The organism is Streptomyces scabiei 87.22 (genome assembly GCF_000091305.1).
GTDB lineage: Bacteria > Actinomycetota > Actinomycetes > Streptomycetales > Streptomycetaceae > Streptomyces > Streptomyces scabiei.
Genome location: NC_013929.1, coordinates 726,703 through 742,397, shown reverse-complemented (window position 1 = coordinate 742,397; position 15,695 = coordinate 726,703). Strand labels below are relative to the sequence as shown.

Annotated in this window: 13 protein-coding genes; 6 read left to right on the top strand and 7 right to left on the bottom strand. The window is 73.4% G+C overall.

The annotated features are described in order from the left end of the window. Window positions 1–33 precede the first annotated feature (33 nt). The 3 genes from SCAB_RS03120 to SCAB_RS03110 all read right to left on the bottom strand — a co-directional run bounded on the left by SCAB_RS03120 (window position 34) and on the right by SCAB_RS03110 (window position 5,615). Entirely contained in the window at window positions 34–2,421 is a 2,388-nt protein-coding gene (locus tag SCAB_RS03120; protein ID WP_041668858.1) for a S9 family peptidase, read from the bottom strand. Beyond that, a complete protein-coding gene (locus SCAB_RS03115; protein WP_012998597.1) occupies window positions 2,394–4,178 on the bottom strand; it encodes an N-acetylglutaminylglutamine amidotransferase in 1,785 nt (594 codons plus the stop codon). Before SCAB_RS03115 ends, SCAB_RS03120 begins: the two co-directional genes overlap by 28 nt. Before the next feature lie 246 nt (window positions 4,179–4,424). Then, window positions 4,425–5,615 (bottom strand): carboxylate-amine ligase, encoded by a 1,191-nt coding sequence (locus SCAB_RS03110; RefSeq protein WP_041670352.1) that lies wholly within the window; start codon window positions 5,613–5,615, stop codon window positions 4,425–4,427. A 226-nt stretch (window positions 5,616–5,841) separates the two neighbouring features. Between SCAB_RS03110 and SCAB_RS03105 the strand changes: the two genes are divergently transcribed. Both SCAB_RS03105 and SCAB_RS03100 read left to right on the top strand, forming a co-directional pair. Continuing rightward, on the top strand, window positions 5,842–7,383 hold the full coding sequence (locus tag SCAB_RS03105; protein WP_037728988.1) for an AMP-binding protein: 1,542 nt from the start codon (window positions 5,842–5,844) through the stop codon (window positions 7,381–7,383). 125 nt (window positions 7,384–7,508) lie between these two features. Then, window positions 7,509–7,943: a cupin domain-containing protein gene (locus tag SCAB_RS03100; RefSeq protein ID WP_012998594.1), complete on the top strand. Its 435-nt coding sequence runs from the start codon at window positions 7,509–7,511 to the stop codon at window positions 7,941–7,943. Between the two features lie 34 nt (window positions 7,944–7,977). Here SCAB_RS03100 and SCAB_RS03095 read toward each other — a convergent pair whose 3' ends face one another. Together SCAB_RS03095 and SCAB_RS03090 are read right to left on the bottom strand one after the other, a co-directional pair. After that, the gene (locus SCAB_RS03095) at window positions 7,978–8,772 is read right to left on the bottom strand and encodes a methyltransferase domain-containing protein (protein WP_012998593.1); all 795 of its coding nucleotides are present in this window, start codon (window positions 8,770–8,772) and stop codon (window positions 7,978–7,980) included. Window positions 8,773–8,951: 179 nt separating this feature from the next. Next, the gene (locus SCAB_RS03090; protein ID WP_012998592.1) at window positions 8,952–9,833 is read right to left on the bottom strand and encodes a LysR substrate-binding domain-containing protein; all 882 of its coding nucleotides are present in this window, start codon (window positions 9,831–9,833) and stop codon (window positions 8,952–8,954) included. A 71-nt stretch (window positions 9,834–9,904) separates the two neighbouring features. On the opposite strand from SCAB_RS03090, the gene SCAB_RS03085 reads away from it, so the two are divergent. The 4 genes from SCAB_RS03085 (at window position 9,905) to SCAB_RS03070 (ending at window position 13,887) form a co-directional block, all read left to right on the top strand. Beyond that, window positions 9,905–11,110 carry a thiolase family protein gene (locus SCAB_RS03085; protein WP_012998591.1) on the top strand — a complete coding sequence of 402 codons (1,206 nt, stop codon included), beginning with the start codon at window positions 9,905–9,907 and terminating at the stop codon, window positions 11,108–11,110. After that, window positions 11,107–11,802: a 3-oxoacid CoA-transferase subunit A gene (locus tag SCAB_RS03080; protein ID WP_012998590.1), complete on the top strand. Its 696-nt coding sequence runs from the start codon at window positions 11,107–11,109 to the stop codon at window positions 11,800–11,802. Before SCAB_RS03085 ends, SCAB_RS03080 begins: the two co-directional genes overlap by 4 nt. Further along, entirely contained in the window at window positions 11,799–12,479 is a 681-nt protein-coding gene (locus tag SCAB_RS03075) for a 3-oxoacid CoA-transferase subunit B (RefSeq protein WP_012998589.1), read from the top strand. Before SCAB_RS03080 ends, SCAB_RS03075 begins: the two co-directional genes overlap by 4 nt. Before the next feature lie 571 nt (window positions 12,480–13,050). Further along, entirely contained in the window at window positions 13,051–13,887 is an 837-nt protein-coding gene (locus SCAB_RS03070; protein ID WP_012998588.1) for an MHYT domain-containing protein, read from the top strand. 42 nt (window positions 13,888–13,929) lie between these two features. Here the strand turns inward: SCAB_RS03070 and SCAB_RS03065 are convergent, their stop codons facing one another. Next, window positions 13,930–14,652, bottom strand: coding sequence for a FadR/GntR family transcriptional regulator (locus tag SCAB_RS03065; RefSeq protein ID WP_012998587.1), 723 nt, complete (start codon window positions 14,650–14,652; stop codon window positions 13,930–13,932). After that, window positions 14,643–15,671 (bottom strand): aldo/keto reductase, encoded by a 1,029-nt coding sequence (locus SCAB_RS03060; protein ID WP_012998586.1) that lies wholly within the window; start codon window positions 15,669–15,671, stop codon window positions 14,643–14,645. Before SCAB_RS03060 ends, SCAB_RS03065 begins: the two co-directional genes overlap by 10 nt. Between the last annotated feature and the right edge of the window lie 24 nt (window positions 15,672–15,695).

Below are 15,695 nucleotides of genomic sequence, written 5' to 3'. Positions count from 1 at the left end.
CCGGCCACGAGCCCTTGCGCCGCAACGCCGCTGTCACTCCGCGATGTGCCGCTGGATCCAGTCGGCGGCGGTCCGGCGGAAGAGCCGGCGGCTGTCCGCGCGCAGGAAGTCGTGGCCCTCGTCGCGGAGCATCAGCAGTTCGGCCTCCAGACCGCGTTCGCGGGCCGCGCGGACGAACTGCTCGGACTCGCCGAGCGGCACGTTGGTGTCGTGCTCCCCGTGGACGGTGAGGACGGGAACCCGCAGCGCGTCGACCCGGGTCATCGGGGACAGCGCGCGCAGCAGTGCACGGTCGTGTTCCGGATGGCCGTACTTGTGCGCGGCCGACTCCGCGATCCACGGCTCGGTGCCGGCGTAGAAGGTCGCGAAGTCGGACATGCCGCAGGCCGCGACACCGGTACGGAAGAGGTCCGGGTGCCACACCAGGCAGGCCATCACCAGGTAGCCGCCGTACGAGCGCCCCATGACGGCCAGCCGTCGCGGGTCGGCGAGGCCGCTCAGGACGACGTGGGCCGCGCAGTCGGCGACGTCCTCGATCGCGGCGAACCTGCCGGTACCGAGGTCGGCGTCGACGAACGACCGGCCGTGCCCCGACGAGCCGCGAACGTCAGGCGCGAAGACGTCCACACCCCGGCCCAGCAGTTCGTGGTAGAGCGGGTTGAAGACCGGGCGCTCCTGTTCCTCCGGGCCGCCGTGCAGATGCAGGACGCAGGGCGCCGGCACCCCGGAACCCCGGCCCGGCGCCCGGTAGTACCAGCCGTTCAGCGGCAGCCCGTCGCGCGCCGCCAGCCGCAGCGCAACGGGACGCACGGGGGGCCGGCCGGGCGGCACGGCGTCCTCGTCGCGGGACGACCACGGCGTGCGCCGCGCCGTGCCGTCGGCGAACCACCACACGCCCGGCCGGCGCTGCGAGCCGGACAGGGCCAGCACCAGCCCCGCGTCGCCGCCGACCCGCGGGATACGGGTCACCACCTCGTGCGGCAGCGCCACCGTCTGCCGCGGCCCCGTCCGGGCGTCCTCGCCGTCCGTCGCCGTGACGGCGGTGACCTCCAGCTCACTGGCCCCGCGCACGTTCCAGGACAGTGCCGCGGTACGCCCGTCGTGCCCGAAGGCCAGCAGTTCCAGTCCGCAGTCCTCGCGCTCCGCGGCGACGGACAGCCCGAGCCGTTTCCCGCCGGGGCCCAGGCGGACGGCGAACAGCGCCGCGAACTCGCGGGACGCGTCGCTGCGCAGCCACAGCGTGCCGCCGTCCGGGGAGAACCGGCCGATCCAAGGGTCCCCGTCGGCGACGGGGAGGGCGAAGACGGCCCGCAGATCGGTGGTGCGGACGACGAGGGCCTCGCGGCGGCCGCGCGGTCCCCGGCGCACCAGGGCCAGCCTTCCGTCCCGGCTGATGTCGCACACGCGCAGGGTGGCGGCGCCGCGCTCGACCGCCAGCAGGGCGGGGGCCGCCACGCCCAGGGGATCGACGAGATAGGCGGCCAGCCCGCCGCCGGCAGCGTCGGCGGAGGCCGTGTCCGATCCGGGCGACGGCCCGGGCGACGGTCCGGGCCCGGACGGGTTCGCCGGGCCGTGGGCGGCCCCGCCGGCCTCCCCCGCCGGCGCGTCCACGGTGTGGGCGGGGCCGGCGTCGCCGTGGTGCGGGCCGCCCAGCAGCACCGCCCGGCCGTCCCGGGCGGCCCACCCCGGCGGGCGGCGGGCCGTGTACGTCCGGGGGTCGGCGAGGCCGGGCTCCGTGAGGGCCGGCCACTCCTCGGCCTCGCCCTCGCCCGGCGCGGGCACCGGCTCGGCGACCGTGACGGCCACGGCCGAGCCGTCGTGCTGCCAGCAGCCCAGATACGCGGAACTGCCGGGCTCGGCGCCGGCCAGGATGTGGCGCCCGGTGCCGTCCGGGCGTACGCACAGCACGCGGGTGTGCTCGCCGCCGCCCGGCGCGGTGGTGTAGGCGATCCAGCGGCCGTCGGGCGACCAGGCCACCTCCTTGACGGGGTGGGGATCGGAGTCCAGCAGATGGACCTCGTGTCCGCCGACCGGGCCGCTCCACAGCTGCGGCACGCCCCCGCGGTCGCAGATGAAGGCGACGTGCGTGCCGCTCGGGTCCACCGACGGATACCAGCAGCCGTGGGACCGCAGCGGCTGCGGCGTGTCCAGCGGGCCGGCGTTGTCGGGCAGCGGGACCTGCGACGGCGCCGGAACCGTGGCGGACGTCGTCGGGGGCGCGGCCCTCGCCCCGACGGCCGAGGACGTGCCGTGCTCCTCGACCCGCCACGGCACGCCGTCGACGGTGTCCTCGCCGGCGGAAGCACGGGAGGGGGCGCGGGAAGGGGTGCCCGGCAGCGGACGCGCCACGGCGTCCGTCGCGGGGTATCGGTCCTGGGTCTCCCGCACGCCGGTCAGCTGATTCCGTGCGTCTGCAGCCATATCTCCAGCAGAGCCACCTGCCACAACTGGTTCGCCCCGCGCCGGGTGCGGTGCTCGTCCGGCGCCGCCAGCAGCCGTTCCACGTACGCGTCCCGGAAGACGCCCCGTGACCTCGCCTCGGGTGCCGTCATGGCCTCGCGGACCCGGCTCAGCACGGGTCCTGCCATGTGCTTGACGGCGGGCACGGGGAAGTAGCCCTTGGGCTGGTCGACGACCGCGGACGGCAGGACCCTGCGGCCCGCGGCCCGCAGGACGCCCTTGCCGCCGTCCGCGAGTTTCAGCTCCGGCGGGCAGGCGGCAGCCAGTTCCACCAGCTCGTGGTCGAGGAAGGGGACGCGGGCCTCCAGCCCCCAGTCCATGGTCATGTTGTCCACCCGCTTGACGGGGTCGTCGACGAGCATCACCTCGGCGTCGAGCCGCAGTGCCGCGTCGAGCGCGGTCTCGGCACCCGGCCGGGCCATGTGTTCCGTCACGAAGCGGCCGGACACGTCGTGGCCGGGCAGCAGACCGGGCTGCAGGATCCCGGCGAGATCGGTGTGCGAGCGGTCGAAGTACGTCTCGGCGTACGCCTCGTGCGCCCGCTCCCGTGCGACGGCGGCCATGTCCGGGTACCAGTGGTAGCCCGCGAAGACCTCGTCGGCGCCCTGGCCGCTCTGGACGACCTTGACCTCCTTCGCCACCTGCTCCGACAGCAGATGGAAGGCCACCACGTCATGGCTGACCATCGGCTCGCTCATCGCCTCGATCGCCGCGTCCAGCGCCGTCGACACCCGGTCCGAGGGAACCATCAGCTGGTGGTGGTCCGTGCCGAAGTGCCGGGCGACCAGGTCGGAGTAGGGGAACTCGTCCCCGCTCTCGCCGCCCTCGGACTCGAACCCCACGCTGAACGTCGCGAGATCGCGCTGCCCCTCGTCGGCCAGCAGGGCCACGATCAGACTGGAGTCGAGACCGCCCGACAGCAGGACGCCCACGGGCACGTCGGCGACCATCCGCCGGCGTACGGCCGTGCGCAGCGCGTCCAGGACGGCGTCCCGCCAGTCGTCCGCGTCCATCCCCGCGTGCTCGGGGCGGCGGGTGTAGGAGGGCCGCCAGTAGCAGTGGTCGCGGTGGCTGCCGTCCGGCTCGACGACCCGCACGGTGGCGGCGGGCAGCCTGCGTACGCCGGTGAGGACGGTGCGGGGCGCGGCGACGGTGGCGTGCCAGCTCATGTACTGGTGCAGCGCGACCGGGTCGAGCGAGGTGTCGACACCGCCGCCCGCCAGGAGGGCCGGCAGCGAGGAGGCGAACCGCAGCCGCCCCGGCGCCTCGGCCAGGTACAGCGGCTTGATGCCCAGCCGGTCACGTGCCAGCACCACACGCCCGGTGTTCAGTTCGACGATGACGAAGGCGAACATGCCGTAGAAGCGGTCGACGCAGTCGGTTCCCCACTGCTGGTAGGCCTTGAGCACCACCTCGGTGTCGGAACCGGAGAAGAAGCGGTGGCCGAGACCGCGCAGTTCCGCGCGCAGTTCCCGGTAGTTGTACACACAGCCGTTGAAGACACCGGCGATCTGCGCCTCGGGGTCGGCCATCGGCTGGGCGCCGTGCTCCGACAGATCGATGATCTTCAGCCGACGGTGCCCCAGCGCGGCGGGGCCCTGGGACCACAGGCCCCTGCCGTCCGGTCCTCGCGGAGCGAGACGGTCGGTCATGCGCTCCACGGCCGCCAGATCGGGCCGTCCGCCGTCGAAGCGGATCTCTCCGCTCAGGCCGCACATCAGGCCGCACCCCCTCGCAGGGGCCGGCCGCCGGCCGCGCTCGGGGGCGGACCCACGAGCGCGTACGAGCCGCTCGGATTCGCGTGCGTGTCGGTATTGCTGCTGGGCATGCGAGCCACTCTCCTTGATCGCGGGCGGCACCGCACCACGGGCGGAGGACGGCCTTTCCGTCCGGTTTCCCCGCTCCGGGGTGTGTCATCGAGGGCGACGGCGGGTGCCTGCCTTCCTGCATGACCGCTCAGGGGTTCAGCCGCCGAGGGTCCCCACCGAGAACGGCGCCGGGGCCCCGGGAGGAACCGCTTCGGCCACCGTGACGGGGCGGCGTACGGCCTTGGCCGCGGGGCGCCGCCCGCGCTCCCCGCGGGTCTCGGCGACCAGCGTGCCGACGCAGGCCGGCAGCCCCCGTTCCCCGGCCACGCGGCGCAGCCGGTGCGCCGCGCTGCCCCGGGCCAGGGCCTCCTCCAGGAGGACGGGCACGGTGTCCCAGTCGCCGGCTGCCTCCAGGGCCGGCCGCAGCCGGCGGAGCATCCCGCGCAGGACGGCCGGCGCGGGCGCGGCGCCTCGGGTGACGGGGTCGACCAGGTCGCCCTCCAGGCCGGAGCGGGCGGCGCGCCAGACGGCGGACCGCAGCCACTCGTGCCCGCCCTCGCACACCCGTTCCGGTTCCCGCTCCAGCAGGCCCCGGGCGTCCTCGACCAGGGCCCGGAACAGTCCGGTGACGAGCACGACCGTCTCGGGCCGCGGGCTGGCGTCGCAGATGCGCAGCTCCAGGGTGCGCTGGTGCTCGCTCGGCCGGAGGTCGTAGTACACCATTCCCGAGTCCTTGATCACGCCGGAGCGGATCAGCCCCTGGACGGCGGCGTCGTACTCGGCGGCCCCGGCGAAGCAGCCGACCGGCCCGGCGGTGGGCCAGCGCTGCCACAGCATCGTGCGCCAGCTCGCGTATCCGGTGTCGGCGCCCAGCCAGAACGGCGAGCTGGCGGTCAGGGCCAGCAGCGGGGGCAGCCAGGGCGAGACGGCGCACATGATCCGTACGGCGGTGTCCCGGTCGGGTACGTCGACGTGGACCTGCGCGCTGCACACCAGGTGTTCGTCCGCGACCCGCCGGTACTCCTCGGTCATGTACCGGTAGCGGAAGTCGGGGGTCGTGTCACCGGGCGTGAGCCGTGCCAGCGGTACGGTCCCGGCCGCGACGACGGACAGTCCGAGCCCGGAGGCCGCCGCGGCCAGCCGTCGCCGCGCTCCGGTCAGGTCCGTGTGCAGGGACTCCAGCGAGGCGTGCACGGGGCTGTTCCACTCCACCGCCGACCGCTGGAGCTCGGCCTTGAACTCCGGTCCGCCCAGCCGGCCGAGAATCGCACCGGCTCCTGGCACCAGCCGCCCGTTTTCCGCGTCCAGAACATGGAACTCTTCCTCTACGCCCACACGAACGGTCACGGTCACTCCCTCGTCCGTCGCCCGAGGCCGCCCGCCGGGCCGAAGCCCCGCCGACGACCGCTGCGCACCCCGAGTTCCCCACAAATGCTCACATAAGCATCACCGGTGCACATCTGCGCGGGTGTGATGGCCCGGGGACACGCCCTGGCGCCGGCCTCTGCCGCCACCCGTGCGGGATGGGGTTTCCTGGTCGGTGCCGGGCCGGATGCAGGGGAGTGGGAGACAGATGCGCGTTCCGATGACGATGGCCGACTTCCTGGACAGGGCGGAGCTGGGGTTCGCCGACAGTCCGGGGGTGATCGACGAGCCGGACCAGCCCGCGGTGCCGGTGCCGCCCTCGACGTACGGGCGGCTGGGGGAGCGGGTGCGGGCCTGGCAGGCGGGGCTGGACGCCCTGGGAGTGGGCGAGGGCGAGCGGGTGGCGGTGGTCAGCCACAACTCGGCCCGACTGCTCGAACTTCTGTTCGCTGTACTGATGAGCGGGCGTATCTGTGTTCCGGTCAACTTCCGGCTGAAGGCGGAGGAGATCGAGTACGTGGTGCGGCAGAGCGGTGCCTCGGTGCTGCTCGCCGATCCGGAGGTCGAGGACACCGTCGCCGGGGTGGAGGTGGCCCACCGGTTCACTCTGGGGGAGCGGACGGACGAGGAGCTGATGCGCTTCGGCGTGGAACCGAGGCGCTGGTCACGGCCGGACGAGGACGCCACCGCGACGATCAACTACACCTCGGGCACGACGGCACGTCCCAAGGGGGTCCGGCTCACGCACCGCAACATCTGGGTCAACGCACTGACCTTCGGCCTGCACACCCGGGCCTGGGAGCGCGACGTGTACCTGCACACGCTGCCGATGTTCCACTGCAACGGCTGGGGCATGCCGTTCGTGATGGCCGGCCTCGGCGCCGCGCAGGTGGTGCTGCGCAAGGTCGACGGCGCCGAGATCCTGCGCCGGGTGGACGAGCACGGTGTGACGCTGATGTGCGGCGCGCCGGCGGTGTGGAACGCGGTGCTGGACGCGGCGGCGGGCTGGGAGGGCCCGGTCCCGGGACGCGACCGGGTGCGGATCGTGTGCGCGGGAGCGCCGCCGCCCAGCCGCACGATCCAGCGGGTCGAGGAGGAACTGGGCTGGGAGTTCACCCAGATCTACGGACTGACGGAGACCTCCCCGCTGCTGACGTTCAACCGCGCTCGGCCCGCGGACGACGCGCTGCGGGGCGAGGAACGGGCACGGAAGCTGTCGCGGGCGGGGCTGCCGGCGCTCGGTGTGCGGGTGCGGGTGGCGGACTCCGGTGAGGTGCTGGCACGGTCCAACGTGGTCCTCGACGGGTACTGGGAGAAGCCCGAGGAGACGGCCGCCGTGCTGGAGGACGGCTGGTTCCACACGGGCGACGGCGGGAGCGTCGACCCGGAGGACGGCCATCTGACGATCTCGGACCGCAAGAAGGACGTCATCATCACCGGCGGCGAGAACGTGTCGTCCATCGAGGTCGAGGACACCGTCTTCGGTCACCCCGGGGTGGCCGAGGTCGCGGTCATCGGCGTGCCGGACGCCCGCTGGGGCGAGACGGTCAAGGCACTGGTCGTCCGCGCCGAGGGCGCGACGGTGACCGAGGCGGAGATCATCGCCCACTGCAAGGAGCGGATGGCGGGTTTCAAGGCCCCGACGAGCGTCGAGTTCCGGGACGCCATCCCCCGCACGGCGACCGGGAAGATCCAGAAGTTCAAGCTGCGGGAGCCGTACTGGTCCGGGCACGACCGGGGCGTCGGCTGACGGCGAGAACGCGTCGAGTTCCGTCGGGAAACGGAGGGATCTGCGGGGTTCCGTCGCCGACGGCGCCCGTGGCGGCCTATGTTCACGGCGGCAACCGCTGTCGTACCCGCCCCGCAGGAGGTCCCATGCGCCGCACGTTCCGCACCGCCGTCGCCGGGGCGGTGACCGCCGCCGCCCTCGTGACGGGCGGCACCGCCCACGCCACGCCGGCGGGCCCCGGGGTCTCGGGCCGGGTGATCAGCCAGGTCACCGTCCACGGCACGGACTACGTCCTGCGCGAGGTCACCGTCCCGCCCGGCCAGGCCACCGGCTGGCACTACCACGACGGGCCGCTGTACGGCGTGGTCGAGCGGGGCACCCTCAGCCACTACGACTCCACCTGCGAGACCGACGGCGTCTACCGCCCCGGCGACACCATCCGGGAACCGGCCGGAGCGGACTACGTCCACATCGGCCGCAACCTCGGCGACACCCCGCTCGTCCTGCGCGTCCTCTACGTCCTCCCGCACGGCTCCCCGTTCTCCGAGGACGCCCCGAACCCGGGCTGCTCCTTCGAGTGAGCCCCCGACGGGCGGCCGGACCGCCGCGCCGAGTTCAGGCGCGTCGCCCCACGGCGATGTACGTGTTGCCGAAGAAACGGAGGCCGGACAGGGACCGTTCGGCCGCCCGGAACTCCTCGTCCCAGCGGGCGAGGTCGTCCGGGGTGACCAGGCCCTCGGCGAGCAGGGTGTCACGGGCGGCCCAGGCGGGCCCCCGCATACCGGGCGGCGGCGTCATGACGTTGATGTGCCCCTCGTAGACGCCGACGTCGAGGCCCGCCGCGGTGAGGAGTTCGTCGAGCCGGGTGCCGACGGCCAGGTCGTTGCCCTGACGCCGGTGCAGTTCGAGGTAGCGCTCGCTCATCTCCTCGTACGCGGCGGGCGCGCCCCGCAGCCGGAAGGCGGTCGCGTCGATGTCGACGAGGTACACCGTGCCGCCGCCGGGTCTGGCCAGCTCGGCCAGGTGGTCCACGATCGCCCGCTCCCGGCCGCCGTTGTGGGCGAGGACGTGCCGGAGCATCACCACGTCGAAGGTGCCCCCGGGCAGCGCGGTGGCGTCGGCGGAGCCGGTGGAGGTGTGCACGGGAACGCCGGAGCGTTCGGCGAGCGCGGCGGCGACGGCCAGCGCTCCGGCGTCGCGGTCCACGGCCCAGACGCCGCCCCCGGGGGCGGCGATGTCCGCCAGCCGCACCGAGAGCGCGCCCGGACCGCACCCCACGTCCGCGATCCGCGCCCCGGACACCACCCCGGCGGCGGTCCACAGCTCGCGTTCCCGCCGCTCGGCCAGGTCGGCCATGAGCCGGTAGCGCGCGATCTCCGAGTCGTCCAGTGCCAGTGAGTAGTCGGCCACGGAAGGGTCCTTTCCCCTGTGCGTCGGTGGCTCATTGTGGTCCGGGAGCCGCTGTCGCGGACCATGACGCACAGGACGTTCCGCCGGTTGACGGGTGCTGGGGCGAAAGAGGTGCGAGGGGCGCGCACGGAGCCCGGGCCGCAGCCGCCCGGACCCCGGACCGTTGGCCGCGCGCCCGGTCAGAACATCGCCCGGATGATCCCCACGGTGCGCTCCAGATGAGGTTCGGCGCGCTCGGCGCGGTGGGCCACGGCCAGCTCCACCCTCGCGTCGGCCCCGGCCAGCGGCAGATAGGCCACGCCGTCGAGCGCCAGCGCGGTCACGGGCTCGGGCACCACCGCGACACCGAGGCCCCCGGCCACGAGCGTGACCAGCGTCGACGTCTCGCCCACCTCGTGGCGGACGTGCGGCTCGACGCCCGCGTCCCGCAGGAGCCCGACGACCACGCCGTACATCACCGACCGCCGGTCCGCGGAGTGCACGATCAGATCGGCGCCGGCGAGATCCGCGACGCGCAGCCGTCTGCGGCGGGCGAGCGGATGGTCGACCGGCACGGCGACCACGAGCCGGTCCCGGCGCAGTGCGTGCACGGTCAGGGACGGGCCGGCCACCGGGGGACGCAGCAACGCCACGTCGATCGCACCGGTGCGCAGTGCCTCGGCCTGGTCGGGCGCCAGCATCTCGCCGCGGAAGGAGAAGTCGACGCCGGGCAGCTCCTCCGCGAGCCGCCGCGACAGCGCGGGCAGGAGGCTGTACGTCGCCGAGCCCACGCAGCCGATCGCGAGGTGGCCCACCGTACCGGCGGCGACCCGGCGCGCATGGTGGGCGGCCTCGTCGACCTCGGCGAGGATCGCCCGCGCCCGTTCCAGATAGGCCCGGCCCGCCTCGGTGAGGTCGACCCGGCGGGTGGTGCGGTGGAGCAGCTCGACGCCCAGCTCGGTCTCCAGGCGGCGGATCTGCTGCGACAGCGGCGGCTGCGCCATGTGCAGCCGCTCGGCCGCGCGACCGAAGTGACGCTCCTCGGCCACCGCCACGAAGTACCGGAGATGCCGCAGATCCATATGTCGTCCATATCAATCGGTCGGGATATGCGTACTTCAGAATATTGTGGCCGGGCAGTAGCGTCGCTGCCATGAGTGCTTTCCTGTACGCCGCGACCCGGACGCCCTTCGGCCGCTTCAACGGCGCGCTGTCCGGGGTCCGTCCCGACGACCTCGCCGCCGCCGCGATCACCTCGACCCTCGCCGGGGTGCCGGGCCTCGACCCCGCCGCGATCGACGACGTGGTCTGGGGCAACGCCAACGGCGCCGGCGAGGACAACCGCAACGTCGGCCGTATGGCGGCGCTGCTCGCCGGGCTCCCGGTGAGCGTGCCCGGCACCACGGTCAACCGGCTCTGCGGCTCCAGCCTCGACGCGGCGATGGCGGCCAGCCGCACGATCGAGTCCGGGGACGCCGAGGTGGTGCTGACCGGCGGAGTGGAGTCCATGACCCGGGCGCCGTGGGTGCTGCCCAAGTCGGCGAAGCCGTTCCCGGCCGGCGATGTCACGGCGGTCTCGACCACGCTCGGCTGGCGGCTGGTCAACCCGCGGATGCCGAAGGAGTGGACGGTCAGCCTCGGCGAGGCCAACGAGCGGCTCGGGGAACGCTTCGGCATCTCCCGCGAGCGGCAGGACGAGTTCGCCGCCCGCTCCCACCGACTCGCCCACCAGGCCTGGGAGTCGGGCTTCTACGACGACCTCGTGGTGCCGGTCGAGGGCGCCGACCTGACCCGCGACGAGGGCATCCGGCCCGGATCGACCCCCGAGGTGCTGGCCGGGCTCAAGCCGTCCTTCCGTACGCCGGAACAGGGCGGCACCATCACCGCGGGCAACGCCAGCCCGCTCAACGACGGGGCCTCCGCCGTCCTGCTGGGCAGCGAGCGGGCCGCGGCCGCCATCGGGGCCGACCCGCTCGCCCGGATCGCCGGCCGCGGTGTGATGGCCCTGGAACCGGAGGCGTTCGGCTACGCACCGGTCGAGGCCGCGAACCGCGCGCTGGCCCGCGCCGGGATCGGCTGGGACCAGGTCGGCGCGGTCGAGATCAACGAGGCATTCGCCGTGCAGTCGCTCGCCTGCCTCGACGCCTGGAAGATCGACCCCGCCCTCGTCAACCAGAAGGGCGGCGCCATCGCGATCGGCCACCCGCTGGGCGCTTCCGGCGGGCGCGTCCTCGCCACCCTGGCCAAGGTGCTGCGCGAGACGGGACGGCGCTACGGCGTCGCCGCGATCTGCATCGGCGTCGGCCAGGGGCTGGCCGTCGTCCTGGAGAACTGCGACGCGACGGGGGAGGCGGCATGAGCCGGGCGGAGATCGTCGAGAGCGCCGACGCCGCGGTCGCCGGGGTCGAGGACGGCTCCACCGTCCTCGTCGGCGGCTTCGGCATGGCCGGGATGCCGTTCGACCTGATCGACGCGCTCATCCGGCAGGGCGCCAAGGACCTCACCATCGTCTCCAACAACGCCGGCAACGGCGATGTCGGGCTGGCCGCGCTGCTCGCCGCGGGCCGGGTGCGCAAGGTGCTCTGCTCCTTCCCGCGCCAGGCCGACTCCTGGGTCTTCGACGGCCTCTACCGCGCGGGGAAGGTCGAACTGGAGGTGGTGCCGCAGGGCAACCTGGCCGAGCGGATGCGTGCGGCCGGCGCCGGCATCGGCGCCTTCTACTGCCCCACCGCGGTCGGCACACCGCTCGCCGAGGGCAAGGAGGTGCGGGAGATCGACGGCCGCACGTACCTGCTGGAGTACCCGATCAAGGGCGACTACGCGCTGATCGGCGCCCACATGGCGGACACGCTGGGCAACCTCGTCTACCGCAGGACCGCGCGCAACTTCGGCCCGGTCATGGCGACCGCCGCGACGACGACCGTCGTCCAGGTGGAGCAGGTCGTCGAGGCCGGGAAGCTCGACCCCGAGGCCGTCGTCACGCCGTCCATCTATGTCGACCGGGTCGTCCAGGTGGAGGCCCGCCGCTACACCGTGCAGGGGGCCCGATGACCACCACGTCCCGCGGACAGGCGTACGCCGCCGTGCCGAGGACCACCGACCACCGGCTCTCGACGGACGAACTGGCCGCCGTGATCGCCCGCGACATCCCGGCCGGCGCCTTCGTCAACCTCGGCATCGGCCAGCCGACCCGGATCGCCGACCATCTGCGGGCCGACTCCGGGGTGGTGCTGCACACCGAGAACGGCATGCTCAACATGGGGCCGAAGGCCGAGGGCGACGCGATCGACCCGGACCTGACCAACGCCGGCAAGGTGCCGGTGACCGAGCTGCCGGGAGCGGCGTACTTCCACCACGCCGACTCCTTCGCCATGATGCGCGGCGGCCACCTCGACGTCTGCGTCCTCGGCGCCTACCAGGTCGCCTTCGACGGCGACCTGGCCAACTGGCACACCGGCGCCGCCGACGACATCCCCGCCGTGGGCGGTGCCATGGACCTCGCCATCGGCGCCAAGGACGTCTACGTGATGATGACGCTCTTCACCCGTTCCGGAGAGCCGAAGCTCGTCCCCCGCTGCACCTATCCGCTCACCGGCGTCGGCTGCGTCAGCCGCGTCTACACCGACCACGGTGTCTTCGACGTCGGCCCCGAGGGCGTACGCGTCCGGGAGACGTACGGCATCGACGCCCGGGAACTCGCGGAGCGGCTCGGCCTCACGCGGGCCTAGGCCGCCGGCCCCCCGGTCCTCGACCCCGTTCCCCGTCCCTCGTCCCGCCGGCGCGTGCCTCGCGCCGGCGGTTCGCGTTCGCCCGGAGACGTCCCCCGCTCCCGCACGGCGGACACGGCGCAACGGCGGTCGCGGTGACCGCGGTCACGTCCGACCCGGAGGCCCGCGCACCACGGTGTCGAGAGTCACGCCTGACTCCGCATCGGAGGGGGACCGCGATGTGGACAGACTGTACGACCCATGTGGTTGAATCGTGGACATCCGGCCAGGTGGCTCGAACCTGTCGACCGGCCCACCCACTCTGCCCCCAGGCAGGGATCTCACGTGGCCCGGTGACAGGTGTCAACCAGGCCGGGGCGCACCGCTCGTGCGTCGGGGGAGGGAACAGGGGACAGGGGGCGTCTTCCATCGGCTCTGCGGTCAGGCCCGGGATGCCTGGCCGGCTGGGAGCCGGAAACCCTGGTACCGCGTCGCCACGGCCCGCGACCCGGCAGCAGGTGCGCCACACCACTGTGCCGGCACACCCGTGCCTCGCCGCCGCCTGCCGGCATGCCTGCGAAGGGAACCCGCGTTGAACGCCACCGTCTCCAATTTCTATTACGGCGCAGCGACCCCGGTCGCCGCCTACCTCATGGCCTGCCTCGGCGCCGCGCTCGGTCTGCGGTGCACGACGCGGTCGCTGCGGCGACCGCAGCGCAGGGCCGGATGGCTGTGCCTCGGCGCGATCTCGATCGGCTGCGGCATCTGGACCATGCACTTCATCGCCATGATCGGGTTCAGCGTGCAGGGCGCACTCGTCACCTACGACCTGACGAAGACGGTCCTGAGCCTCGCGGTCGCCATCGGTGTCGTCTCCCTCGGTGTGTTCCTCGTGGGCTACCGAGGCGCTTCCCCGATGACCCTGGCGACGGCGGGCACGGTCACCGGCCTCGGCGTCGCGGCCATGCACTACCTCGGCATGGCGGCCGTCCACACCAGCGGCACGGTCCACTACGACACCCTGACGGTCGTCCTGTCCGTCGTCATCGCCGTCGTCGCCGCCACGGCGGCGCTCTGGGCCGCCGTCTCCATCCACACGCTCTGGGCCAGCATGGGAGCGAGCCTGGTCATGGGCATCGCCGTCACCGGTATGCACTACACCGGCATGGCCGCCGTCTCCGTCCACCTCGCCGGCCCGTCCGCCGTCTCCCAGTCCTCCGCCGACCTGCTGTCGTTCCTGCTGGCGATGCTCGCGGGCCCGCTCGTCGTCCTCCTGATCGCCGCGGTCATCGTCATGTTCGACCCCGACATGGTGCTCGGTGACGACGACGACTGGAGCCGGACCGCACCCGCGCCCGCACGCGCCCGGCACGACGGCGGGGACCACACCTCCGCACAGCGGTCCACCCCGCCCTACACCCCCTGGTGACCCCCTGGCCGTGAGCGACGCCGACACCGGCGCCGACGCCCGTCAGCTCTGGGCGGGCGCCCCGTAGTTGAGGTGCCGGTTGGAGCGCAGGTGCTCCCGCAGGGCCTGTTCGGTGTTGCTCACGTGCAGCAGGGCCGCCGCCTGGCTGAGGCCGGAGTCGCGGGTGACCAGGGCGGCGTAGATCGCCTCGTGCTCGGCGAGGGTCCGGCCCGCGGCCTCGTCGTCGACCAGGCCACGCCAGATCCGGGCGCGCAGCGTACGGCCCGAGACGCTCTCCAGCAGGGTCAGCAGGGTCTCGTTGCCGGTCGCCGCGACCACGGCACGGTGGAAGGCGGCGTCGTGCCGGTTGAGCAGTTCCACGTCGTCGCGGGCGTCACGCATGGCGTCCAGGTGCCCTTTGACCTCGGCCAGCTGATCGTCGCCGATCCGCAGAGCGGCCAGCCCGGTGGCGACGGGTTCGAGGAGCCGACGCACCTCCATCAGGTCCTGCAGCGCGGCCGAGTCGCCCTGCAGCAGCTCCACCGCGCCGCCCAGCCCCTCCAGCAGCAGGCTCGGCTGCAGGCTCGTGACGTAGGTGCCGTCTCCGCGACGGACCTCCAGGACCCGCGCCACGGCCAGCGCCTTGACTGCCTCCCGCGCGAGGTTGCGGGACAGGCCCAGCTGCGCCGCGAGATCCGGTTCCGGGGGCAGCTTCGATCCCGGAGGCAGCGCACCCGTGCGGATCAGCTCACGGATCTGATCGATGGCCCTGTCCGTCAGAGACACTGCGAACTCCTCGCGCTACCGCCCCTGCCGGGCACGTCCGACCTGATCAGCCCCTGGGCACGGAGATCGTCCCAGAGCTCTTCGGGGATGTGCCGCTGATGGAGTTCCACGTTCCGTCCGACCTGTTCCGCAGTCCGCATACCGAGGGTGACATTGATGATAGTGGGATGGGTGAGCGGGAAGGCGATGGCGGCCGCGGGGAGGGTCGTTCCGTGGTCCGCGCAGACGTCGGCGATGGCGCGGGCCCGGTCGACGAGGGTGGTGGGGGCGTCCTGGTAGTCGTACTTCATGCCTTGGGTGGGCCGGTCGCGGGAGAGGAGGCCGGAGTTGAAGACGCCGACGGCGACGACGCTCTTGCCGTGTTCGTGTGCGGCGGGCAGGACGTCGTCGAGGGCGGTCTGGTCGAGGAGGGTGTAGCGGCCGGCGAGCATGACGATGTCGGCGGGGGTCTCGCGCAGGAAGCGGGCGAGCATGGCGGACTGGTTCATGCCGGCGCCTATGGCGCCGATCACGCCCTGGTCGCGGAGGTCGGCGAGGGTGGGCATGGCCTCGTCGGCCGCCTGCTGCCAGTGGTCGTCGGGGTCGTGGAGGTAGACGATGTCGAGCCGGTCCAGGCCCGTGCGGTCCAGGGTCTCCTCGATGGACCGGAGGACGCCGTCGCGGCTGAAGTCCCACTGCCGGCGCAGGTCGTCCCGGACGACGAAGCCCTCGGAGTCCATGCCCCGGGGCGCCTCGTTGGGGACGAGGAGGCGGCCGACCTTGGAGGAGACGACGTACTCGCCGCGCGGACGGTCCCGCAGGGCAGCGCCGAGGCGCCGCTCGGAGAGGCCGAGACCGTAGTGCGGGGCGGTGTCGAAGTACCGGATGCCCGCGTCCCAGGCGGTCTCGATCGCGGCGCTCGCGTCCTCGACCGGGGTGACCCGGTAGAGGTTGCCGATGACGGAGGCTCCGAAGCCGAGTTCGGTGAGTTCGACGGAGGTGTTCGCGATCTTCCGGCTACCGCTGGTCCGATGCCTCAACTGTGCTCCTGGTGACTACGACTA